The organism is Bradyrhizobium sp. SZCCHNR1053 (assembly GCF_032381235.1).
In the GTDB taxonomy this organism is placed as follows: domain Bacteria; phylum Pseudomonadota; class Alphaproteobacteria; order Rhizobiales; family Xanthobacteraceae; genus Bradyrhizobium.
In genome coordinates, this window is the sequence record NZ_JAUHJM010000009.1 from 233426 (window position 1) to 256970 (window position 23545).

At 65.3% G+C, this 23545-nt stretch carries 23 protein-coding genes; 12 read left to right on the forward strand and 11 right to left on the reverse strand.

Translation table 11 applies throughout. The annotated features are described in order from the left end of the window. The first annotated feature begins 293 nt into the window (after positions 1-293). Positions 294-716, forward strand: coding sequence for a globin family protein (locus tag QX051_RS21415; protein ID WP_315777495.1), 423 nt, complete (start codon positions 294-296; stop codon positions 714-716). Between the two features lie 7 nt (positions 717-723). On the opposite strand, the gene ppx is transcribed toward QX051_RS21415, so the two are convergent. The 4 genes from ppx to QX051_RS21435 form a co-directional block, all read right to left on the reverse strand. Then, positions 724-2223: an exopolyphosphatase gene (gene ppx / locus QX051_RS21420; protein WP_315777513.1), complete on the reverse strand. Its 1500-nt coding sequence runs from the start codon at positions 2221-2223 to the stop codon at positions 724-726. A gap of 42 nt (positions 2224-2265) precedes the next feature. Beyond that, entirely contained in the window at positions 2266-4461 is a 2196-nt protein-coding gene (locus tag QX051_RS21425; RefSeq protein ID WP_315739420.1) for an RNA degradosome polyphosphate kinase, read from the reverse strand. A gap of 124 nt (positions 4462-4585) precedes the next feature. Further along, a complete protein-coding gene (locus QX051_RS21430) occupies positions 4586-5263 on the reverse strand; it encodes a DnaA ATPase domain-containing protein (RefSeq protein WP_315739421.1) in 678 nt (225 codons plus the stop codon). A gap of 58 nt (positions 5264-5321) precedes the next feature. After that, complete coding sequence (locus QX051_RS21435) at positions 5322-5876, reverse strand: CDP-alcohol phosphatidyltransferase family protein (protein WP_315739423.1); 555 nt, start codon at positions 5874-5876, stop codon at positions 5322-5324. Between the two features lie 155 nt (positions 5877-6031). Between QX051_RS21435 and purM the strand changes: the two genes are divergently transcribed. Both purM and purN read left to right on the forward strand, forming a co-directional pair. Continuing rightward, positions 6032-7105, forward strand: a complete 1074-nt coding sequence (gene purM / locus QX051_RS21440; protein WP_315777496.1) for a phosphoribosylformylglycinamidine cyclo-ligase — start codon at positions 6032-6034, stop codon at positions 7103-7105. A 13-nt stretch (positions 7106-7118) separates the two neighbouring features. Then, positions 7119-7772 (forward strand): phosphoribosylglycinamide formyltransferase, encoded by a 654-nt coding sequence (gene purN, locus QX051_RS21445; protein WP_315777497.1) that lies wholly within the window; start codon positions 7119-7121, stop codon positions 7770-7772. A 145-nt stretch (positions 7773-7917) separates the two neighbouring features. Here the strand turns inward: purN and QX051_RS21450 are convergent, their stop codons facing one another. Then, a complete protein-coding gene (locus tag QX051_RS21450; RefSeq protein WP_315712366.1) occupies positions 7918-8127 on the reverse strand; it encodes a cold-shock protein in 210 nt (69 codons plus the stop codon). Between the two features lie 364 nt (positions 8128-8491). Here QX051_RS21450 and QX051_RS21455 point away from each other — a divergent pair, with 364 nt between their 5' ends. Further along, positions 8492-9640 (forward strand): autotransporter outer membrane beta-barrel domain-containing protein, encoded by a 1149-nt coding sequence (locus tag QX051_RS21455; RefSeq protein ID WP_315777498.1) that lies wholly within the window; start codon positions 8492-8494, stop codon positions 9638-9640. Between the two features lie 4 nt (positions 9641-9644). Here QX051_RS21455 and QX051_RS21460 read toward each other — a convergent pair whose 3' ends face one another. Next, entirely contained in the window at positions 9645-10688 is a 1044-nt protein-coding gene (locus tag QX051_RS21460) for a LysR family transcriptional regulator (protein ID WP_315777499.1), read from the reverse strand. A 55-nt stretch (positions 10689-10743) separates the two neighbouring features. Between QX051_RS21460 and QX051_RS21465 the strand changes: the two genes are divergently transcribed. From QX051_RS21465 to QX051_RS21475, 3 genes are read left to right on the forward strand one after another with little or no spacing between them, the layout of a single operon-like run. Continuing rightward, positions 10744-11385 carry a hypothetical protein gene (locus QX051_RS21465; RefSeq protein ID WP_315777500.1) on the forward strand — a complete coding sequence of 214 codons (642 nt, stop codon included), beginning with the start codon at positions 10744-10746 and terminating at the stop codon, positions 11383-11385. Then, positions 11372-11995 carry a GNAT family N-acetyltransferase gene (locus tag QX051_RS21470; protein ID WP_315739430.1) on the forward strand — a complete coding sequence of 208 codons (624 nt, stop codon included), beginning with the start codon at positions 11372-11374 and terminating at the stop codon, positions 11993-11995. The genes QX051_RS21465 and QX051_RS21470 overlap by 14 nt, the downstream gene beginning before the upstream one ends. Then, complete coding sequence (locus QX051_RS21475; protein WP_315739431.1) at positions 11995-12573, forward strand: isochorismatase family protein; 579 nt, start codon at positions 11995-11997, stop codon at positions 12571-12573. The genes QX051_RS21470 and QX051_RS21475 overlap by 1 nt, the downstream gene beginning before the upstream one ends. Positions 12574-12594: 21 nt before the next feature. Here the strand turns inward: QX051_RS21475 and QX051_RS21480 are convergent, their stop codons facing one another. Next, on the reverse strand, positions 12595-12771 hold the full coding sequence (locus tag QX051_RS21480; protein ID WP_315739432.1) for a hypothetical protein: 177 nt from the start codon (positions 12769-12771) through the stop codon (positions 12595-12597). Between the two features lie 28 nt (positions 12772-12799). Here QX051_RS21480 and QX051_RS21485 point away from each other — a divergent pair, with 28 nt between their 5' ends. Then, on the forward strand, positions 12800-12967 hold the full coding sequence (locus QX051_RS21485) for a hypothetical protein (protein ID WP_315739433.1): 168 nt from the start codon (positions 12800-12802) through the stop codon (positions 12965-12967). 80 nt (positions 12968-13047) lie between these two features. Here QX051_RS21485 and rnd read toward each other — a convergent pair whose 3' ends face one another. Then, positions 13048-14196: a ribonuclease D gene (gene rnd, locus QX051_RS21490; RefSeq protein ID WP_315739434.1), complete on the reverse strand. Its 1149-nt coding sequence runs from the start codon at positions 14194-14196 to the stop codon at positions 13048-13050. Between the two features lie 405 nt (positions 14197-14601). Beyond that, on the reverse strand, positions 14602-16077 hold the full coding sequence (locus QX051_RS21495; protein WP_315777501.1) for a protein adenylyltransferase SelO: 1476 nt from the start codon (positions 16075-16077) through the stop codon (positions 14602-14604). 267 nt (positions 16078-16344) lie between these two features. Here QX051_RS21495 and aspS point away from each other — a divergent pair, with 267 nt between their 5' ends. Then, positions 16345-18132: an aspartate--tRNA ligase gene (gene aspS, locus QX051_RS21500; RefSeq protein WP_315777502.1), complete on the forward strand. Its 1788-nt coding sequence runs from the start codon at positions 16345-16347 to the stop codon at positions 18130-18132. Between the two features lie 158 nt (positions 18133-18290). Here the strand turns inward: aspS and QX051_RS21505 are convergent, their stop codons facing one another. After that, positions 18291-18878 (reverse strand): cytochrome b, encoded by a 588-nt coding sequence (locus QX051_RS21505; RefSeq protein ID WP_315777503.1) that lies wholly within the window; start codon positions 18876-18878, stop codon positions 18291-18293. 578 nt (positions 18879-19456) lie between these two features. Between QX051_RS21505 and QX051_RS21510 the strand changes: the two genes are divergently transcribed. The 3 genes from QX051_RS21510 to QX051_RS21520 all read left to right on the forward strand — a co-directional run bounded on the left by QX051_RS21510 (position 19457) and on the right by QX051_RS21520 (position 22057). Next, positions 19457-21013, forward strand: a complete 1557-nt coding sequence (locus QX051_RS21510; protein WP_315739440.1) for an ABC transporter substrate-binding protein — start codon at positions 19457-19459, stop codon at positions 21011-21013. A gap of 225 nt (positions 21014-21238) precedes the next feature. Beyond that, entirely contained in the window at positions 21239-21439 is a 201-nt protein-coding gene (locus QX051_RS21515; RefSeq protein ID WP_315777504.1) for a hypothetical protein, read from the forward strand. A gap of 156 nt (positions 21440-21595) precedes the next feature. Then, complete coding sequence (locus QX051_RS21520; RefSeq protein WP_315777505.1) at positions 21596-22057, forward strand: hypothetical protein; 462 nt, start codon at positions 21596-21598, stop codon at positions 22055-22057. 132 nt (positions 22058-22189) lie between these two features. On the opposite strand, the gene QX051_RS21525 is transcribed toward QX051_RS21520, so the two are convergent. Continuing rightward, entirely contained in the window at positions 22190-22816 is a 627-nt protein-coding gene (locus QX051_RS21525) for a LysE family translocator (protein ID WP_315777506.1), read from the reverse strand. Positions 22817-23545 lie beyond the last annotated feature (729 nt).

Here is a 23545-nt window from a genome sequence, read left to right on the forward strand (position 1 = left end):
GGCGCCGGTCGGCGGCTGGCGTGTCGGCGTCCTCCGATGGCCTGTGAGAAGCACGATGGCCGTCGTGTTTGTTGCCGTTACCGTCTCCGATCACTGAGTCGGTCAGCCATCGTCGCGGCAGGATCACAAGCCAATCCACAATGCTGCGGCACGGTGCCGCGCCTTTGCCAGGTACCGCAGGGCGTGGTCGTCTGTTTCTTATAATCTTGAACCCGTTCGCGCCGCCGCGACACCACTACGTCGAGCTCCACTGATCGGGCCCTGATTGGAATTGTTTCGAATTGGACTTGCGCATGTTGACTGCAGATGAGATTGCGCACGTCAAGTCGTCGTTCGACTTGGTATTTGCCAATGCTACACAGATGACGACGACGTTCTATGACCGCGTCTTCGAGCTCGCGCCGGAATGTCGGGCGATGTTTCCCGCCGACATGGACGTGCTGAAACGGGACTTCATCGCGACCCTGGCGGTCCTCGTCGGCAGCCTCGATCAGACGACGGGTCTGTTGTCGAGCACCGACATCCTCGGCCGCAATCATGCGCGCTATGGGGTCCGGCCCGAGCACTATCCGGTGGTCGGCGAAGCACTACTGTGGAGCCTCGCCAAAGGACTTGGTCCGCATTGGAATGATGAGGTCGAGCAGGCCTGGCGCAAGGTCTATGGCGTCATCGCCAAGCGCATGATCGCAATTTCGGTCGGCGCTCGGCGGCCCTGATCCGGATCTAGCTGCGCACGATCGAGCCGGAGCGGCCGACGAGACGCGCGAGCTGCTTGAAGCGTCCGCCGACACGGTCGGCGACGAGGTCGACCATCTGGTGCTCGAACACCAGCATCAGCTTGCGATCCTGGGTGCGGAAGTGCGTTGCGGGCAGCACGCCGGGCCGCGCCGCCGAGATCAGATGCGCGACCCGAAACGCGGTGCCGAGCAGGCGCGCACGATCGATCTGGGCCGGGCTCAGCTGCTCGGTGAGGGCAGGCGCCGCCGCCTCGTCGCGCAGGCCCTCGTAGCGGAAGAACACCGACAGCGCGACGAAGATGCGGCCCTCGTGGTTGATCGAGCCGAAATTGCCGTTCAGAACGATGCCGTAGGTCTGCTCGCCGCGATGGTCCGGATGCATGCGCCAGCCGATGTCGGACAGCAGGCAGGCGGCGTGCCGCAGCCGGCGCTCGTCCTCGGTCTCGCGCATGTGCATCACGCGGAACAGGCGGTCGGTCCAGTCGATCAGCTCGCGGGCATGCTGGGCCGAGCGCGACAACAGCTCGTTGAGGCCCTGCGCCGCGCAGAGCAGCCCGTCCTTGGCGCGCTCGGCGTCGGGAAGCTTGGAGTAGAGCAGGCCCTCGCGCACGCCGAAGGTCGAGAACACGACGGTCGTCGGCTTGGCGACGCGTATGATATGCTCGAGCACCAGCGCGGCATAGGCAAGCAGCGGGCGCCGCGCCTCGGCGATCGCTTCGATGTCGGCCAGCATGTCGGCGGCGACGAGACGGCGCAGCCGGCGCACGAAGGCCAGCGCATCGGCCGCCGGAATCGCATAGCCGTGCATCACCCCGAGCGGATAGCCGCTCTGGATGATGTGGATGCGCGCCAGCGCGCGCCAGGTGCCGCCGACCGCATAGAAGGTGCGGTTCTGGCCGGCCAGCAGTTGCGGCAGGTCGGTCAGCGCCTCGCGCGCGATCCGCTCCGCCTTCTTCAGCGATTTCTCGGCGAGATCCTGCAGCGCCAGGCTGCCGAGCGGCAGGGTGACGCCGCTGCGGACCTGGTGCCCGCGCACGTCGATCAGCTCAAGTGAGCCGCCGCCGAGATCGCCGACGATGCCGTCGGGCTTGTGGATGCCGGAGATGACGCCGAGCGCCGAATAGCGCGCCTCTTCGGGGCCGGTGAGGATCTGGATCGGAGCGCCGCAGATCTTCTCGGCCTTGGCGATGAAATCAGCGCCGTTCGAAGCATCGCGGCAGGCGGCGGTCGCGATGGCATGAACTTGCCCCACCCGCTGCACCTTGCACAGCGCGCGGAAGCGCTTCAGCGCCGTCAGCGCCTTGTCGACGGCATCGGCCGCGAGCAGGCCGGTGGTCTGGACCTCGCGACCGAGCCCGCACAGCGCCTTCTCGTTGAACACGGTGACGAGACTGCGTTCCATCGCCTGGTAGACGACGAGACGGACCGAGTTCGAGCCGATGTCGATGACACCGACGCTCGCGGCCCTCGTGCCGGGCCGCTTCACCACGGCATGTCCCGTTGCAGAAGGCCCCGGTGCAGACAGCCCCTATGAAGGAGGGCGTTCATTCCGGCGCGTGAGCCGGCGCGGCGATGATTCCTTGAGCGACTTTCCACGGCCGGACAGACTCGGATTCGTCATGAAGTAATTGTGCAGGTTGAACGGCTCCTCGCCCTTCGCGGCCTTCATACGCGTTGACGACCCATCCGGCAACAATTGCCAGCTCTGCTCGGTGTCCTTGAGGTTCGCGACCATGATCTGTTCCAGAACCTGCTGATGCACGGTAGGGTTCTGAAGCGGGCACAGCACCTCGACGCGGCGGTCGAGATTGCGCGGCATCATGTCGGCCGAGGAGATGTAGACGGCGGCCTTGGCGCTCGGCAGGCCCTGACCCATACCAAAGCAGTAGATGCGGCCATGCTCGAGGAAGCGGCCGATCACCGATTTGACGCGAATGTTCTCCGACAGTCCGGGGAGGCCGGGACGCAGGCAGCAGATGCCGCGCACGATCAGCTCGATCGACACGCCGGCCTGCGAGGCCTCATACAGCGCGTCGATGATGTCTGGATCGACCAGCGAGTTCATCTTCATCCAGATCACGGCGGGCTTGCCCTGGCGGGCGAAGCTGGTCTCGCCGTGGATGTGCTCGATCATGCGCTTGCGAAGCGTGAGCGGCGACACCGCCATCTTCTCGATGTCGATCGGCTCGGCATAGCCGGTGATGTAGTTGAACACCCGCGTCACGTCGCGGCCGATCACCGGGTCGGAGGTGAAGTAGGACAGGTCGGTGTAGATGCGCGCCGTCACCGGGTGATAGTTGCCGGTGCCGGTGTGGACATAGGTCGTGAGGCTGCCGCCCTCGCGGCGTACGACCATCGACAGCTTGGCATGCGTCTTCAGCTCCAGGAAGCCGTAGACCACCTGCACGCCGGCGCGCTCCAGATCGCGGGCCCAGCGGATGTTGGCTTCCTCGTCGAAACGCGCCTTGAGCTCGACCAGCGCCGTCACCGACTTGCCGGCTTCGGCAGCTTCCACCAAAGTGCGCACGATCGGAGAGTTGTTGGAGGTGCGGTACAGCGTCTGCTTGATTGCGACGACGTCCGGGTCGCGCGCCGCCTGCTGCAGGAACTGCACGACGACGTCGAACGACTCATAAGGGTGATGGACGATCAGGTCCTTCTGCCGGATGGCGGCGAAGATGTCGCCGCCATGGTCGCGGACACGCTCAGGATGGCGCGGAACATAGGGCACGAATTCGAGGTCGGGCCGGTCGACCCGCGTCAGTTGCGACAGCTCGTTCATCGCCAGCACGCCGTCGACCAGGAACACCTCGTCATCGGTGGTCGAGAGCGCATTCTGCACGAAGCGGCGTAGCTCCTCCGGCATGTTGGCCTCGATCTCGAGCCGGATCACCGAGCCGCGACGGCGCCGCTTCAGCGCGGTTTCGAACAGCCGCACCAGGTCTTCGGCCTCTTCCTCGATCTCGATCTCGCTGTCGCGGATGATCCGGAAGGCGCCCTGGCCCTTCACGGTGTAGCCCGGAAACAGCCGGCCGATGAACAGGCCGGTCGCCTGCTCGAGGGTAATCAGGCGGATCACGCCATCCTTGGAGCCGGGGAAGCGGATGAAGCGGTCGATCTTGCCGGGCATTCGGATGAGGGCGTTCATCGGACGCCCGTCGGCGGAGCGGATCAGCTGCAGCGCCACCGTGAAGCCGAGGCTCGGGATGAACGGGAACGGATGCGCCGGATCGATCGCCAGTGGCGTCAGCAGCGGGAAGATGTTGGCGAGGAAGTGGTCCTCGATCCAGGCGCGCTCGCTCTTGGTGACGTCCTGGCCGTCGACCAGCACGATGCCGAGCTCGCCGAGAAACTTGCGCAGGTCGCGCCAGATCGCCTGCTGGTCGATCGCGAGCTGTGAGACGGTCTCGTTGATCAGCTTCAACTGCTCGGTGGGGGTCAGCCCATCCGGGCTGCGCTCGGCGATGCCCTCGCGGACCTGAGCGCGGATGCCGGCGACGCGGACCATGAAGAATTCATCAAGGTTGTTGGCGGAAATCGACAGGAAGCGCACCCGCTCCAGGGCGGGATGGCGCGGATTGACCGATTCCTCCAGAACGCGGCGGTTGAAGTGAAGCCAGGACAGTTCCCGGTTGATGAATCGCTCGGGGCTCGAGGCAATCTCGAAGGACGGCGCCGCGACCGATTCTTTCTCTGAAATTTCAGTAACTTGCTCGGTATCCATCGGAGTTCGATCCATATCCATCCAGTCGCGAATGGTCGACCGTAGCCCAATCTGGGTAACCAGGGGATGACGTTGCCGGCACCATTGAGGTTCCGTCACCAACCGCCGTCAAGATGGCCGCCGGTCACAGCGGGCGGAGCAGCTCCGCCGCCAGCGCCCGGGTGACCGGCCGTCCGAGCCGCAGGGACTCGTTGTCCAGCAGCGCGATGGTCTGGCGTGCCGCCGCATAGGAGCGCTCGATGTGGCTTGCGAGATAGCTGACCACGGTCTCGTCGATCGCCAGTTGCCGGTCCGCGGCCAGCTTGACGATCAAGGCGCGGAACAGCTGGTCGTCGGGCGGCAGCAGCGTGACGACCGGGACGGCGCGCAGCCGCGACCTCAGATCGGCCAGGGCGATGGGCAGGGCCGCCGGGGCCTCGCGCGCCGTGATCAGCACGAAAGCCTCGTCCTGGCGGGCCAGGTTCAGCAGGTGAAACAGCGCCCGCTCGTCGAGATCGGTTGCCGTCAGATCCTCCAGCACCAGCGCGCCGGTGGCGAGCGCCCCAGGGACCGCGCTCGCCTCGAGGGCATGCGCGGACAGGGATCGGGCTCCAGCCTGCTCGGCCCAGATCGCGGCGAGGTGGCTCTTGCCGGAGCCGTCGGGGCCGACCAGGAACATGGTCCGCGCCGGCCATTCCGGCCAGGCGTCGACCAGAGCGAGCCCGGCCGCGTTGCCTGGACCTTCGAAGAAATTGTCCCGCGTCAGGCTCTCCGCATGCGGCAGTGCGAAGGCCAGCTGACGAGGGGGGATATGGCCGGCCAAGGTCGAATTGCTCCGTATCGTGGGGTGCGTGAGGTCAGGACGGGCCCTCAGCGGAGGATCACCGGACCTCGATGGTGCTCATGTGGCGCACCCAGTCGACGAGATACAGCCCGACCGACACGAGGGTAAAGACCGTGACCAGCGCCATCAGCACCACATCGTAGGGCTTGGGCTCGAAGCCGAAGCTGAGCGAGGCCAGCACGAGCGCTGCGAATCCCACCTGGGCGACCGTGTTCAGCTTGGACACCATCAATGGCTTCATCGCGACCGGCCGGTCGAACAGCCAGGACACGATCACCGCCGAGACGATCATGATGTCGCGCGAGACCACCAGGATGACGATCCAGCGCGGGATTGCGCCCCAGATGCCAAGCGTGACGAAGATCGAGACCAGCAGCGCCTTGTCGGCGAGGGGATCGAGCAGTGCTCCCAGTTCGGACCGCAGGTTGAAGCGCTTGGCCAGGAAGCCGTCCACGGCGTCGCTCACCCCCGCGACCACGAAGACCAGAAACGCGATCTCCATCTCGCCGGCCGCAATGGCCCAGACGACGATCGGAACCAGCAGGATTCGACCGAGCGTGATCAGATTGGGGATACTGTGGGGAATGGTCACGCAGCGGGTCCCGACGACAACGATCAAAAGACAACCCGATTCCGAAACAGGGCGAACCGGTACGGTTCCTAGATAGTATGGGGACGAGCCCCTTGCGAGCCATTGCGCGCGGCCGGATTCCGACGTAACCAGCGGCCAGATTAGGGGTTTTTACCATGACCGAGCGCAAGAACGGGCTCACTTATGCAGATTCGGGCGTCGATATCGATGCCGGAAACCGTCTGGTCGATCTGATCAAGCCCATGGTGCGCGCAACCGCCCGCGCCGGCGCGGATGCCGAGATCGGTGGCTTTGGCGGCCTGTTCGACCTCAAGGCCGCCGGATTCAAGGATCCGGTGCTGGTCGCCGCGACCGACGGCGTCGGCACCAAGGTGAAGATCGCGATCGAGACCGGGCTGCATGGCGGCATCGGCATCGACCTGGTCGCCATGTCGGTCAACGATCTCGTCGTGCAGGGCGCCGAGCCGCTGTTCTTCCTCGACTACTTTGCCTGCGGCAAGCTCGACCCGGAGGCGACGGCCTCGATCGTTGCCGGCGTCGCCGAAGGTTGCCGGGAATCCGGCTGCGCGCTGATCGGCGGTGAGACCGCGGAAATGCCGGGTCTCTACAAGGACGGCGACTACGATCTTGCCGGTTTCGCGGTCGGCGCCGCCGAGCGCGGCATGCTGCTGCCGTCGCCGGACATCGCGGCCGGCGACGTGGTTCTCGGCCTCGCCTCATCCGGCGTGCATTCCAACGGCTACTCCCTGGTGCGCAAGATCGTCGCCCAGTCCGGCCTTGGCTTCGATGCGCCGGCACCGTTCGCGCCGGTCCTGACTCTCGGCGCGGCGCTGCTGACGCCGACCCGGCTCTATGTGAAGTCGTGCCTTCGCGCCATCCGCGAGACCGGTGCGGTCAAGGGGCTCGCGCACATCACGGGCGGCGGCTTCACCGACAACATTCCGCGCGTGCTGCCGAAGCATCTCGGCGTCTCGATTGATCTGACGGGCCTGCCGGTGCTGCCGGTCTTCAAATGGCTGGCGGAGCAGGGCGGCATTGCCGAGCGCGAGCTCTTGCGCACCTTCAATTGCGGGATCGGCATGATCGCGATCGTCAAGGCCGAGGCCGTCAATGCCGTCATCGAGGTGTTCACCGCCAATGGCGAGCACGTCGCCCGGCTCGGCGAGGTCGTTGCTGCGACAGGCGACGAGCGGGTGATCTACACCGGCGCCCTCGATCTGGCTCTGTGAGACGAGTGAGCCGATGAAGCGCCGCGTCGCCATCCTGATCTCGGGCCGTGGGTCGAACATGGCCGCGCTGATCCACGCGGCGGCGCAGCCGGATTTTCCGGCCGAGGTCGCCATCGTGATCTCCAACCGAGCCGATGCGGCCGGACTGCAGAAAGCGCAGGAGAGCGGCGTCGCGATCGAAATCATCGAGAGCAAGCCGTTCGGCAAGGACCGCGCAGGGTTCGAAGCCAGACTGCAGCAGGCGCTCGATGCACGCGGCATCGAGATCATCTGCCTGGCCGGTTTTATGCGCCTGTTCACGGCGGAGTTCGTGCAGCGCTGGTACGGAAGGATGCTCAACATTCATCCGTCGCTGCTGCCATCATTCCCCGGCCTCGATCCGCACGGCCAGGCGCTGCGTGCCGGCGTCAAGCTGTCAGGCGCCACCGTGCATTTCGTCATTCCGGAGACGGATGCAGGTCCGATCGTGATGCAGGGCGCGGTCGTGGTCAGGGACGACGATACGCCGGACACGCTGTCGACGCGCATTCTCGGCGTCGAGCATCGCATCTATCCCGAGGCGCTGAAGCTGCTGGCCAAGGGCCTGGTGCGGCTCGAAGGCGATCTCTGCCGGACGTCGTCCGTGGTGCAGGCCGATGACGCGCTGATCTGGCCCGTCGTCCGTTAGCTGTCGCCGGACGAAAAAAATCCCCGGCGGGGCCGGGGCACATCAAGGCTGACGAAGTCTGGTCATCCGCGGCAAGCGAGCGTGACGCGGAACTCGTGAGTTGGCTTGCGAGCGCGCGCTGTGGCGCCCTCCGCCGGGACGATGCTCACGAGAGCTTCAGGTTCTCTGCCGACGTCTTGCCGCGGCTCTCCACCAGATCATATTCGATCGTCTGGTTCTCGTTGAGCGTGGTCAGTCCAGCACGCTCCACGGCCGAGATATGGACGAACACGTCCTTGTCTCCGCCAGCCGGTTTGATGAAGCCATATCCCTTGGTCGGGTTGAACCACTTCACGCTGCCCTTGTAGGTCGGCATCGCTGTCTCCTCGTCTAGACGAAAAAAAGACGCGGCCACGCTCACGCGTGCCACGCCACAAACGGGCTTCCGGGGATCTGCTCAATTTCCGAAGTCGCGAAACGCACAGTCGAACGGCCAATCCGATTGTACTGGAGATTGCAACACGATTTTCCGCCGATATCAAGTTTGGCGGACCGATGAGAACGCGTCGCGACGTCACGTTACCGGCTGCTGCTGCACTGCGTGGCTTGTGGCGCTGGAACCACAAATCCTTGCGGTGCAGCCGCGGCATGGTCAATCTCATTGACCGCGATCGGGAACTGCGGACAAATCGACGCGGCAATATTGAAGCGAATTCGAGCGGGCGGCGAACGGGGCATCGATGCGCGGGGCATCTCCGGCCAAGCGGGGCAGGCGACGGTGCACCCGTGTACCCGGGGCGGCGCTGCTGGCCTTCGTCGCCTTCGGTATGGCCGTCGCGTCTTCGCCGTGCGCCGCGCAGGCCAGCCTGCCGAGCATAGCCGCTAGCCCGACACCAACGCCGAGCCCACTGCCCAGTCCTGCACCGGGCGCGATCAGTTCCGAACGCTCGTCCGGCCAAACCGTGCTCGATCTCGGCTCGAGCTTCCTCGAACGGCTCGGCACCCAGGCCACGCAGGGCGTCACCCGGCTGCAGCGGAGCAATCCGGGGGGCGGGGGTGCGCCGGAGGCTTCGGAACAGCCTCGGTTCCGGACTTGGGGCGAGACGTATGGCGTGACGGTCCGCAGCAATGCGCAAGGCGACTTCGTCGGCGACAAGAGGACGACTTGGGGCGGGGTCGCCGGTATCGGCATGCGCCTCGTGCCGGGCGTGAACGTCGGACTATCCGTTGACCAGAGCCGGACCAGGGTCGATGTGCCGCTGGCGCTGCAATCGGCGACGCTCGATCTCACACAGTTCGGGTTCAACGCCTCGGTCGACCAGGGACCCTGGACCTGGGCGATCGCGATCGTCCATGGCTTCGGCGGGATCAATGCGCGGCGCGACACCAGCCTCGGTGCGGCGACGTCGGTCTACGGCGCCCACATCACGGGCGTGCTGAGCGAGCTCGACTACTACTGGAGCATCGGTGAGAGCCGGATCGTTCCGAAGCTCGCCTTCGAATACACGCGCGCCACGACCGCGGCATTCCAGGAATCGGGTGGGCTCGATCCGCTGTCGGTCAGCGGCACCTCGCTGGAGCGCGCCCGCGTTCTCGTCGGCGCCGAATTCGGCCGCTACTTCATCGTCGACGGCAGGGTCCTCGACGTCTCGGCCTATGGCAAGCTCGTCGACAATTTCAGCCAGAATCTCGGCGCGGTGACCGTGAGCCTCGGTCCGCAGAGCATCACGCTGCAGGGCCTTGGCGAGGGCCGTTACGGCGCCGACGCCGGCGCGGCACTGTCGCTATCCCTGAACCGAACGTCACGCCTCTATCTGAACTACGATGCGAAGCTGCGTTCGGCGCTGCAGTCGCATCAGGGGACGCTCGGCGTCGAGTTGAAGTGGTAGGTCGTCAGACCGGTTTCGGCGCGACGTAGCCGCCGAAGCCGACGATATCCCGCGCGGACGCCATCAGAGGCACGAGCTCCAGCGGATGGATGAACTCGTCCCGGAAGCAGGCATGGACCTTCGGATCGAAGATGCGCTTCAGCCAGTCGATGACGACCTTGTGCCGGTCGGAGTTGCGAAACTCCTTGTGATAGGTCAGCCACAGATCCATGTGGTAGTTGATGCCGAGATCGACCGGAACGAGCGGCGCCCCGAGCGCGACCGCCGATGTCGGCAGGAAGCCGATGCCGGCGCCGCGCTCGACCGCGTAGAGCACGGCAACGCTGGAATTGGTGGAGATGCCGACGATGCCCTCGAGCGACTCCAAGCCGAGGATGCGCGCATAGCCCGTCTCGTCGAGCTGCATGCCGTGCTGCTTGATGATGCGGTGGTTCTTGAGATCCGCCAGCGATGTCGGCAATCCATGCGCGTCGCGATAAGCTTCCGACACGAAGCCGTAGATGTGCAGACGGCCGAGCTTCACAACGATCACGTCGGGGTTGGTCGGTCGTTCGAACTGAATCGAGATGTCAGCCTCCAGCCGCGACACGTCGGCCTGCTGCATCGCGCAGCTCAGATCGACCGTGATCCTGCGATAGGTCTTCTGGAAATCGATCAGTCGCGGCAGGATCCAGAAATTGCCGGGGCCTTCGGTCACGGCGACGCGCACCGACCCTTGAGTGTCGGTCGACAGCGAGGCGCGCCGGAAGATGTTGAAGCTCAGCCGCTCCATCTGCTCGACGTCGAACAGCAACGATCGTCCCTCGTCGCTGAGCGACAGGCCGGATTGATCACGGATGAAGAGCTTGAATCCGAGCTCGTCCTCGAGCCGGTCGATCTTGCGCATCAGGGTTGTGCCGGTCAGTCCGAGAACATCCGCCGCGTTTCGGAAGCTGCGGTGACGTGTACAAAGCAGAAATGCTCTCAAATCCTCCCATGAAGGGTTAAGCGTTTCGTCAGACTTCCTGTGCTGCGTGGATGCAGCACCCCGATGCAAATGTTGCCGCATACACTCCAGCCCCGACAAGTATGATGACGTTATCAAAGCCAAGCTGGAAACATAGATGCAGAACCTGCACCGCGGAAGCACAGAATTCACGCTGCGACATCAGCTCGACGCGCTGCCGCGGACGGATCGGGTCACGGCTCAGGCGGTCACGCTCGATCGGCTCGGCGAGCTCGCGGCGCTCGCACGCCGGGAAATACCGGGCGTTCGTGCCTCGGAACACGAACTTGCGGAGTTCTTGCGGCACGATCCGGACTCGATCTTCGCGCTCTACCGTGGCAGGAACTTGCTCGGCGGCATCGCCTTCCTCTATCTCAACTGCTCAGGCCTCGATGCGTTGCTCCTGGATGAGTTCAATTTGAATGATCCGCCGCGCAGATTTCTGGCGCGGCCGGACGAAGACGTAGCTGCCATCTATGTCTGGGCGCTCGTGGCGCAAGGGCGAGGAGCAATCGGCCTCGGCAACGTCGCGCAGGCGCTGCAAGGCGCGAGATTTCGCGCCGCCGATTACTACGCACAACCGTCGAGTCCGGAAGGGCGCGGGTTTCTCGGCGCACTCGGCTTCACGCCGGTTCCAAGCTTTCAGCCCGATCTCTGGTGGTATCAGCGGCCGTGGAACCGGCTGCCCGAGATGATCGCGCCTTCGATCCAGTCGATCACGAGTTTCGGACAAGGGAGCATCGCGGATGCAAAGCATTAGTTCGGCCAGGGCGGCAAAGACAAATCCGCGCGCGATCACGGTGCGCATCGCGCGTGATCCGAATGACCTCATGCTCGTCACGGCGATCCGCTCGGCGGTCTACCTGACCGAGCAGGATTGTCCGATGGAAGAGGAGTTCGACGGCAACGATCTGGTTGCAGCCCACTTCCTCGGTTTCGTCGGCAACGAGCCGGCTGGATGCGTGCGCGTGCGCTTCTTCGGCGACTTCGCCAAGGTCGAGCGGCTCGCGGTGCGCCATCAGTACAGGCGCTCGCGACTGTCGTTCAAGCTGGTTCGCGAGGCGCTCGACTATTGCAGGCGCAAGGGCTTCAAGAAGGCCTATGGCCACGCGCAGGATCGTCTCGTCGATTTCTGGGCGCATTTCGGCGCCAAGCCGCTCGGCCATAATCGCAAGCTCACCTTCTCGGATTTCTCATACACTGAGATGGTGCTGGACCTTGAGCCGTGCGACGACGCGATCACGCTCGACAGCGATCCCTACATGATCATTCGTCCGGAAGGGGACTGGGACCGGCCGGGCGTGCTCGATCTCTCGGCCGGCCGGCCGGCGTCCTCGCCCTTGCGCGACTTCGCCGCAGCGAGACAGTGATGTCGAGCCGAGATCTGTTCGGTGCCACCGAGGTGGATCCGCCGGTTCTCGTCTGCGCCGATCTGCAATGCGAATATCTCGCCGAGGGACGCAGGCATCTGATCGCCGATGGCGACGTCGTCACGGCGCGGTGCCGGCAGTTGATCGCGCTCTGGCGCGACAACCTGTGGCCGGTCGTCCATCTCAAGCGGATCGCACAGGCGGCCTGGTTCAATCCGGCCTCCAACCTGACGAACTGGCTTCCGGACTTCAAGCCGACCCCAGGGGAGCTTGCGTTCGAGCATCCACTGCCGTCGGCCTATAGCTCGGCTCGGTTCGCCGAGTACATGGCGAACATGCGCAGCATGCGCTGCGTGCTGCTCGGCTTCTCGCTGGACGAGACGATCCTCTCGACGGTGGTGGACGGTTTTCACCGCAGCCACCGCTATCAGGTGATCGGAGACGCCGTCGCATGCCGGCAGGCTTGTGCCGGCGACGCTGCGTTGTACAAGCTGGTTGTAACCAAGGTGATTGGCAATTTTGCCGGCGTCCTCGACAGTGCCGAGCTTATCGGCGCCGGCGGCCGGCTCGCGGTGTGACCGCGGCGGATATTGGCGGTATCATCCTGAGGCGAGTCGTTCGGCCAGATCGATAATCATACGGCGATCGGCCGGATCGCTGATCTTGTTGAACGCGACGACGAGGCGAAGGGCCTCGACGACGTGCAGGTCGACCGGATTCTCGCTGAGCAGCCGCAGCAGCTTCTGTTCCGGCGGTTCGCAATCGTCTTTGCTCACGCGGCAGCTCCAGGACCGAGACCACGACATGACCCGAGAGGAAGAGCTCAAAGAGCTGGCGAGCAGCCTCCAGGCGGCCATCGCGAAAGCGCGCCAGCTCAATCTGCCGACCAGCGCCTACATTCTTTCGATGGCTCTGGTTGAGGTGTCTCAGACAATCGAGGCAGAGTTGAGGGGGCAGACCAGCGCCGAATGATGGGCAGCATTATGGGCGGCCGTGCCGCCTGCTGCAATCAACTGGGCAAACTCCGGAAGACGTAGCCGCTGCGATGCCCGTCAGGCCCGGTCGACCCGGACGACGCGGCCCTTCTCGATCGCGAGCGCGAGCTTGCCGTGCTTCAGCGCCAGCGCGGCCTCGCCGAACAGCTCGCGGCGCCAGCCCTGCAGCGCAGCAACGTCGGCATTGTCGTCGGCGGCGATCTGCTCGAGATCGTCGACGGTGGCGATGACCTTGCTCGCCACGGCATGGCGCTCCGAGGTCATGCGCAGGAGGACCTTGAGCAACTCGACGATCGCAGCGCCATTGGAGTTGTTGCGCGGCTTTTCCAGCTTGGGCAGGGCGGCGAGATCGCGCGCCAGCCCGCGCTGCACGGCGGCGACGATGTCGGAGCCCCATCTTGAGCGCTCGAAGCCCTTGGGCAGCGAGCGCAGATTGCCGAGCTTCTCGATCGTTGTCGGGGCATGGGTGGCGATGTCGCCGACCGCGTCGTCCTTCATCACGCGGCTGCGCGGCACGTCGCGGCTCTGCGCCTCCTGCTCGCGCCAGGCCGCGACCTCGATCAGCACCGCGAGTTCCTTCGGCTTGCGGACCCGCGTCTTCAGCCGCTCCCAGGCGCGCTCGGGATGGAAGTCGTAAGTCTTCGGCGAGGTCAGGATCTCCATCTCCTCGCTGACCCAGTCGCTTCGCCCGCGCTTCTTCAGGTCGGCATCGAGCGCGGCAAACACGTCGCGCAGATGGGTGACATCGGCCTCGGCGTAATGCGCCTGCTCCTTGGTCAGCGGCCGCCGCGACCAGTCGGTGAAGCGGTGGGTCTTGTCGGGGCGGTGGCCGGTGATGCGCTCGACCAGCTGGTCGTAGGCGATGCTGTCACCGTATCCCAGCACCATCGCGGCGACCTGGGTGTCGAAGATCGGGTGCGGCACGATGCCGGCGCGGTGCCAGATGATCTCGATGTCCTGGCGGGCGGCGTGGAAGACCTTCAGGACCTTCTCGTTCGCCATCAGCTCGAAGAAGGCTTTGAGATCGATGCCCTCGGCAAGGGCGTCGATCACCACGGCCTCGTCCGGGCTCGCCATCTGCACGACGCAGAGCAGGGGGTAGTAGGTGGTCTCCCGCAGGAACTCGGTATCGACGGTGACGACCGGGTGCTGGGCGAGGCGGGCGCAGGCGGCCGCGAGGTCCGCGGTGGTGGTGATCAAGTCCATGAACGATCCATGACGAGGCACTTACGCCGTCGTCCGAAAACGCTGACAAGTCAAGGGTGTCGGCAAAGGGGAAGGAACGAAATTCGTCTTCGCTTGTCGGCCCAAACCGCCCGGAACGCAAGCGCTCCGGTGTCAGCTGATCGCTCTATGGTTGACGATCGGCGGTCCGGGGTGGCCTCAGTGATGCCGGACGCGGCCCGACGGCCGCCGCGCCGAGGGCACGGCGAGCACGATCAGGCACAAGGCGATCATCGCCAGACCCATGAATTCGAACACCAGCGCGTCCACGTGCGCGACCTCCCGACTTGTTGCTTCAACTTGTCGGGGCTGCGTTGATCGTTTCTTAAGGACCCGGGCGTGACGCCGGCCATGGTGGACGCGAGGTTAAGGCAGGGAGCTTGCCGTTTACGTGCCGCAGAACGTCTGCAGCACGCGTTCCTGGGGCTGCGGCGGCTCGGCATAGGCGGCCTGGTCCGGCTGGTCGTCGTACGGCCGGGCCAGCACCGCATGAAGTTCCTCGAACGGCGCGTAGTCGTCGTTCTCGACCGCCGCGGTGATGACCGCCTCGATGCGGTGGTTGCGCGGGATGAAGGCCGGATTGACCTTGCGCATGGCCTCGCCCCGCTCCGCCGCCGTCTGCGGTTCCTCCGCGAGGCGCCGGCGCCAGCGCTGAGCCCATTCGTCGAAGTCCGTGGGATCCTCGAACAGGGCGCGGACCTCGCTGAGATCGCCGCTGCCGGCGGCGTCGCTGAGACGGCGGAACGTCAGCGTGAAATCGGCTCGGGCCGCCGCCATCGCATCGAACAATGCCTGCGCCAGCGGCTGGTCGCCCTCGCGTTGCATGAACAGGCCGAGCTTGCGGCGCAGCCCCGCCTGGTGCGCGTCGGTGAACTGGGCGGCAAAGCCGTCGAGCGCCGCCTCGGCCTCCTTGATCGCCTGGTCCTTGTCGTCGCCGAACAGCGGCAGCAGGCATTCGGCGAGCCGGGTCAGGTTCCACATCGCGATGCGCGGCTGGTTGGCGAAGGCGTAGCGGCCGAACTCGTCGATCGAGGAGAACACCTGCTTCGGGTCATAGCCGTCCATGAAGGCGCAGGGGCCGTAATCGATGGTCTCGCCGGACACCGAAGTGTTGTCGGTGTTCATGACGCCATGGATGAAGCCGACCAGCAGCCAGTCCGCGATCAGCCGCGCCTGCCGCGTGATCACGGCGTCGAGCAGAGCGTGGTAGGGCCGCTCGGTTCCGGCGAGGTCCGGATAATGCCGGCTGATGACGTGGTCGGCGAGCCGGCGCACGGCGTCGGTGTCCTGGCGCGCGGCGAAATACTGGAACGTGCCGACCCGGATGTGGCTGGTGGCGACCCGTGTGAGCACCGCGCCGGGCAGCGCCGTGCCGCGATAGACCTGCTCGCCGGTGACGACCGCCGCCAGCGACCGGGTGGTCGGGATGCCGAGCGCCGCCATCGCCTCGCTGACGATGTATTCGCGCAGCACCGGCCCCAGCGCGGCGCGGCCGTCGCCGCGGCGCGAGAACGGGGTCGGCCCCGAGCCCTTGAGCTGGATGTCGCGGCGGACGCCGTTGCGGTCGACGACCTCGCCAAGCAGGACCGCCCGGCCGTCGCCGAGCTGCGGCACGAAATGCCCGAACTGGTGGCCGGCATAGGCCATCGCGATCGGCTCGGCTCCCTCGGGCACGGTCTTGCCGGCCAGGATCTCGGCGCCCTCCGGCGTCTCCAGCTCGGCCGGGTTCAGCCCCAACTCCGCGGCGAGAGGCCGGTTCAGCTTGATGAGACGAGGCGCTGCGACGGGGGTCGGCGCCACCCGGGCAAAGAAATTGTCCGGCAGCGCGGCGTAGGAGTTCTGGAAGGGGAAATGCACGGTCATACCGTCCAAGATAGGCGCGAGGAGGCCGCTTTTCGAGCCCAAACGGCCGCCAGATGAGCGTTTCAGCACCAGCTCAATTCGGCGGCAGCGCGCCTGGTTGCATCGGTGGCTCGAGCGAGGCGGCCTTTTCCCCGCTGCGAGGCGGAAAAGGAGCCGTTCCTGCGGTTGCCGCGCCGGGGCGGCTCGGCTAAACCCTGCGCGCATTCGGAGCGCGCCTTTAAGGGCTGCGCCGATTCCTTCTCCTCACGACGACCATTCAGGACGACCATGCATCGCTACCGGACCCACACCTGCGGCGCGCTCCGCGAGAGCAACATCGGAGAGACGGTCCGGCTGTCCGGCTGGTGCCATCGCATCCGCGACCATGGCGGCGTCCTGTTCGTCGACCTGCGCGACCATTACGGCATCACCCAATGCGTGGTCGATCCGGACTCGCCGGCGTTCAGCCTGGCCGAGAAGCTGCGCTCGGAATGGGTCGTGCGCATGGAGGGCAAGGTGCGCCGCCGCCCGGCCGGCGCCGACAACAAGAGCACCGACAATGACGATCTGCCGACCGGCAAGATCGAGCTCTACGTGTCCGACATCGAGGTGCTCGGCCCCGCGGACGAGCTGCCGCTGCCGGTGTTCGGCGAGCAGGAGTACCCCGAGGACATCCGGCTGAAATACCGCTTCCTCGACCTGCGTCGCGAGAAGCTGCACCAGAACATCATGACGCGCGGCGCGATCATCGATTCGATGCGCCGGCGCATGAAGGAGCAGGGCTTCTTCGAATTCCAGACGCCGATCCTGACCGCGTCGTCGCCGGAGGGCGCGCGCGACTTCCTGGTGCCGTCGCGCATCCATCCCGGCAAGTTCTACGCGCTGCCGCAGGCGCCGCAGCAGTACAAGCAGCTGCTGATGATGTCGGGCTTCGACCGCTACTTCCAGATCGCGCCGTGCTTCCGCGACGAGGATCCGCGCGCCGACCGCCTGCCGGGCGAGTTCTACCAGCTCGACGTCGAGATGAGCTTCGTCGAGCAGGAGGATGTGTTCGCGGCGATGGAGCCGGTCATCACCGGGGTGTTCGAGGACTTCGCCAAGGGCAAGCCGGTGACCAAGGGTTGGCCGCGCATCCCGTTCGCCGAGGCGATCCGCAAATACGGCTCCGACAAGCCTGATCTGCGCAACCCGATCGAGATGGCCGACGTTTCCGAGCACTTCCGCGGCTCCGGCTTCAAGGTGTTCGCGCGCATGCTCGAGGACCCCAAGAACCAGGTCTGGGCGATCCCGGCACCCGGTGGCGGCAGCCGCGCCTTCTGCGACCGCATGAACTCGTGGGCGCAGGGCGAGGGCCAGCCCGGCCTAGGCTACATCATGTGGCGCGAGGGCGGCGAGGGCGCAGGCCCGCTCGCCAACAACATCGGTCCGGAGCGCACGGCTGCGATCCGCAGCCAGCTCGGCACCAAGGAGGGCGACGCTGCATTCTTCGTCGCCGGCGATCCCGACAAGTTCTGGAAGTTCGCAGGCCTCGCCCGTAACAAGGTCTCGGACGAGCTGAACCTCGCCGACAAGGATCAGTTCAAGCTGGCCTGGATCGTCGACTTCCCGATGTACGAGTACAACGAGGAGGACAAGAAGGTCGACTTCTCGCACAACCCGTTCTCGATGCCGCAGGGCGGCCTGGAGGCGCTGCAGACGCAGGACCCGCTGACCATCAAGGCGTTCCAGTACGACATCACCTGCAACGGCTACGAGATCGCCTCCGGCGGCATCCGCAACCACAAGCCGGCGGCGATGGTGAAGGCGTTCGAGATCGCAGGTTACGGCGAGCAGGAGGTGGTCGACCGCTTCGGCGGCATGTACCGCGCCTTCCAGTATGGCGCCCCGCCGCATGGCGGCATGGCCGCCGGTGTCGACCGCATCGTGATGCTGCTCTGTGGCACCACCAACCTGCGCGAGATCTCGCTGTTCCCGATGAACCAGCAGGCCATGGACCTGCTGATGGGCGCGCCGTCGGAAGCCAGCACGAAGCAGCTGCGCGAGCTGCACATCAGGACCAACCTGCCGAACAAGTAGTTCGGCGGACTGAGGGTGATGCTCGAATCTTCGTCATTGCGAGCGCAGCGAAGCAATCCGGGGTGGCACGAGGACTCTGGATTGCTTCATCGCCTGCGGCTCCTCGCAATGACGATCGTGTGGGGATCGCAGAGCGGTCGTCACGGGTCGCGCATCGTTCACGCGACCGAACGGCCCGGCAGCATTCGTGTCAGGACGCCGTCGCGGCGGACGACGTGATGAAACAGCGCGGCCGCGACGTGCAGGGCCACCACGATCCACGCGATCCATTTGCCGACGACATGGTGGATTGCGTCGACCGGCGGCTCGAACGCCTCCCAGGTGATCCCCCAGCGCGTCTCGATCCAGCCGAATAGCGCCGTCTCACGGAAGTTCGGCAGCGCGAACGCTCCGAAGTCGGTGGCGGCATCGGTGCCGATATAGCCGGTCAGCGGCATCAGGATCAGCAGCACGTACAATCCCCAATGCGCGGCGTGCGCGAGCCACGCCTCGGCATGTGATGCATGCGGCTGATCGGGCTGAACGTTGACGAGCCGCCACAGCAGGCGAGGCAGGACGGACAGGCCGACGATCATGCCCAGCACCCAATGGACGTTGAGCACGGGCAAGGCGTCCGGGGAAGTGTCGTCCATGAACCAGATGACATAGTACACGACGGCATAGGCCGCGATGAAGGCCGCGGCGCCGGTCCAGTGGAAGAGCTTGGCGATCGCACCGAACTCCATCGTCGTATTCTTCCATGGCATCACGAACCTCTTCCCACCGCTATGAGCTGTGATCTGCTGCTATCGCCAAAATCGGCAGCGAGCCAGCGATGGGCCGGCGGATCAGGACGCTTCTCCCGTCAATTCAGTCTCACCTCGTCGTTATCGGATGCTGAGCTGCGGCATGTCGTCGCCGGTGACTCGAGACTGCGGCGCAAGATGACCCAGCCTTGAAGGCGTCGCCCGGCATTTGATGGTCTCGCGTTAATGCTGGTTAAGACTGCGAACAACTTCGTCCGGGCATCCCGATGGCGTCCAGGCGGCTCCGGAGGCGGCTCGCGCATCGCGCTGAGCTCTTCGACCGGCCGGTGAAGCCGGTCGCCATGCCCCGCGGCAAACTGTTGATTCTGAGAACTAATCGTTCGTGCCGCCTGTTAGTTCGGCGGGTTGCGCGACACGGCGCGAAACACGATCGAGCAGTGCGCTCCGCTATGAGTTCCAGGCGACCGCGATCGGCCGAATGGATATTGCGGTGTCATGCAACCTGTCCTTAATAGGAAGCCTGTCTGACTCATGGTGTGAACTTAGCCAACCAATCACAAGAAGACGGATAGTTCAAAATGACCGTTCGCTGGTGTGCGCTCCTTCTCGGAACCTGCTTCTTCGTCCCTGCCGCCTCCGCTGCTCCCATTTCCCCCGATGTCGTTCGTGATCTCGCCGCCCGCGTCGGTCCGGTCGTCGGCCAGGCCGCGACGTGCCGCGAGATCGCCCAGGGGCGCGTCCAGACCATCATCGATCAGTTCAGCGAAGTGATCCGCCAGGGCTCTTCGAACGGCGGCGAGCGCGATGGGCTCATTCGCACCTTCAACAGCTACATCGCCGAGGGCCGCGGCCGGGTCGCGTCCTCGCAGGTGAGCTGTCAGACCGCAGAACGCCAATTGGCGGAGTTGGAGCGGTCGCTCAGCCAGCAGCAGTCGGCGGCTCCGTCGCTGTCCTTCGCGCTGGCGCCCTCGACCGCAGCCGCGTCGACGCAGCCCACGGCCAACCTGCCGCCTCCGCTTCCGCACGGCGTCAGCGACACCGAGATCCGGTTCGGCACCGTCATCCCGTTCTCCGGAGTCCGCAAGGAGTCCGCGCGCCAGATGAAGCTCGGCATCGAGACCGCCTTCAATCGCGCCAACGACGCCGGCGGGATCAACGGCCGCAAGCTGCGGCTGATCGCTGCCGACGACGGCTATGATCCCACGCGGACGCTGGGTGCGATGACGCAGCTCTACGAGAAGGACCAGGTGTTCGGCTATATCGGCAACATGGGCACCGCCAACAACGCGGTGGCGATCCCCTACGCGCTGGAGCGCCGCGCGCTGTTCTTCGCGCCGTACAGCGGCTCCGCCGTTGTCCGCCGCGATCCGCCCGACCGCTACGTCTTCAACTATCGTGCGAGCTATGCGGAAGAGACCGCGGCGATCGTGCGCTACCTGATGAAGGTCAAGCGCATCCCGGCGAAGCAGATCGCCGTATTCGCGCAGAACGACGCCTATGGCGACGACGGCGCCAACGGCGTCGCCAAGGCATTCCGCGCGCTCGGCATCACCGATCCGATCATCCGCTATGGCTTCCCGCGCGGCTCGCTCGACGTCGACGAGGCCGTCGGCAAGCTGAAGGCGCAGACCAAGCCACCGATCAAGGCCGTGATCATGATCGCGACCGACCGCGCGGCGGCGAAATTCATCGAGAAGACCCACGAGGCGGTTCCAGGGCTGATCTATGCCAACATCTCGGCGGTCGGATCGTCGTCGCTCGCGGCCGAGCTGAAGCTGCTCGGCTCGAAATACACCAACGGCGTCATCGTCACGCAGGGCGTTCCATCGGTCGCCGGCTATTCGAGCCTGGTGCTCGACTACAAGACCGCGCTGGAAAAGTACTTCCCCGGCGAGGCGCCGGACTACACCTCGCTCGAGGGCTTCATCTCGGCGAGCATCCTGATCCAGGCGCTGAAGCAGACAACGCCGCTCGAGACCGAGCGACTGGTCGACACGCTGGAGTCGATGCAGAGCATCGACCTCGGGCTCGGCAGCAAGCTCTCCTTCGGACGCGCCGAGCATCAGGCCTCGCACAAGATCTGGGGCACCGCGCTCGACGAGACCGGCACCTACCAGGCGATCGAGCTGGAATGACGGGCGGGGGCGGCACGACGCAGCCGAGCTTGCCGTCTCCCGTCAGCGCCGCAGTGCAAACGACGTGCCCCCGGCCGGCTTGCGGCCGGCCGGGCGACACGGGTCCGACCTCGAGACCATGGTGAGCCGGAACTGTTCGACGGATACTTCATTGACTTGCAGGCGCAACAACCGTGAGCGACCGCAATGTCCATGCGAACACAGATTTCGGCGATGGTCTTCATGATGGTTCAGGCCGTGCTGTTCGGTGCGGGAGTTCTGACGATTCTTCTCACGCCGCTCAGCAATCACGCGATGCTCGCAATGCCGGTCATGATTGCCCTGAGCGTGGCGCTGTCAGCCATTGTCTCGTGGCAGATCGCACCGCGGCTGCGCGCGCGATATTGGCGCCGGCGTGGAATCAACCACGACCTGATCTCGGGCTGACGCCAGAGAGCAACCAGCGACCGCCCTGGCTCAGCCTCCCAGCTCTCTTCTGCGTCCGGTTGTCATCTGCTCTGCGGTGCAGCATCGAAAGAGCAGGTGTCGTTCGAACCAACGCTGACCCGCACGGTTAGACAGCCTTCTCTTGGAGGATGAACCATGCGCGTTCCGACAGCAGCGACCGTCCTATTGATATCCTCTTGTCTCCTCTCCGCGGGAGCGTCCGCTCAGCAGGCCGACAGCACGCCGGGAGCTGGCCAAACCCAGGCCGTTCCGGTGCAGCCGGAACGTACGCCCCAGCAGTCGGACCGGGCTCGTGAACGCGAGCGCCAGAGTGCCGAAGACACGCGGGTGAACCGCGACTGGACGGCACAGCAGCGCGACGACGACCGCATGGGCATGGATCGCATGGACATGGATCGGATGCGTCAGCATCGCATGGGCCGCATGATGGATCAGGACATGGATCATCGCACCACGGGCCGAAACGCGCGAATGCAGCGCGATGATGACGACATGGATCGTCGCGCGCGCAGCTCCGAGGGGGATCGGCCCTACCGGCGCGTCAAGATCTGCTACGAATACGAGAATGGCGACGAGCTCTGCCGCTATCGCGACTAGCCCGGCAGGGGTGGCCGCAAAGTGGCGTCGGCTCGTGTGCGCGGGCACGGCCACGCCGGCACGCCGCGGAAACGTGTGTATGCAACGTGACTTGGCGCCCAACGTGACTTGGCGCCAATGCCAGTCTGGTCGTCAGCTCGTGCGCCGCGCCAGCAACAGCGCGCCGCCAAGGCCGCACATGACGGCGCCCGATGCCTGCCGCATTCGCATCACGAGGCTCGGCCGGCTGACGAGACGATGCCGCGCCTTGGCGGCCCAGACCGTCACGACCAGGTCGACGCTGGTGTTGAGCGCCACGGAGATCAGCCCGAGCACGACGAACTGCGCGCCGATATGCCCTGCGGGGTCGACGAATTGCGGAATGAAGGCGAGGAAGAACGCCGCCGTCTTCGGGTTCAGCGCCTCGACGATGATGCCCTCGCGAAACGCGCGCCGGCTGCCGGTCGTCGTTACTTCGGTCGGTTCTGCGCCCCAGGCCTCACGCCAGGTCTTGATGCCGAGCCAGATGAGATAGAAGGCACCGGCGATCTTCAGTGCGGTGAACGCTTCCGCGCTCGCCATCATCAGCGCCGATAGCCCGAGTCCACCGGCGAACACGTGCACGAGGCCACCGAGCCCGAGCCCCACGCTGGACGCCAGCCCCTCGCTCTGCCCGCCGGCCAGCGTGCGCGCCACGATGTAGAAGATGCCCGGCCCTGGCGTCAGCGCGACGACCAGCGCGGCGGAAAGGAAAAAAAGGAAGGTCGGGACGTCGGGCATCGGATTTCTTTGTTGGGTGAGGGGAGATGTGTAGGGCAATCCTTCGGACGTAGCAAAGCGGACTCAGGGCGGCGTGTTTCGAGAGAAAGCTATAGCGGCCCGCCTCCGCTGTCGTCCCGGGCAAGCCGTGCCGCGCGACAGCGCGGTACGGCGCCGACCCGGGACCCAACCGCAGCAGGTTATTGTGAGAAAACGTTTTGAGCGACGAGTGCGCGCCCTCCAACCAAATCCCGTGAGTATGGAGCCCGTTTGGTGCAAGCCCGGCCGGGTTCGCCTGGACGACAGCATTGAGGAAGAACAAGTTCGCATGTCCAGCAATCAATCTACTCCTGACAGATATCTGTTGCCGGGAACGGCGGTCCGTTACGATGGTGTCGAGGATGGTGTCCCTGAATATGGCGTCGTCGTGCACTGTTGGCTGGAGGAAGAGATCGGCGGCTACGATTGTTATGTTGCGTTCTTTGGATCACGGCATCCGGCGGGGAGGCCGGCCCATAGGCCCTACATCTTGCGATACGCGTCGACATCTCTCACGGTTCTCACATGATCGCAGTAGCTACGTTGCACTCTGCCCGACGGGCACTCTTCGCATCTCCGTCATGCGCCAATTGCCCGTCGTGTTAGTTTGTCGCAGCATCGGGGCTTGCACCGTCGAGGCTGGGCAAGAACTCAGTGTTCACGGTAAGATTTGGGGGCATGACGAATCGGCCGTTCAAGAGCGGCGAGAGC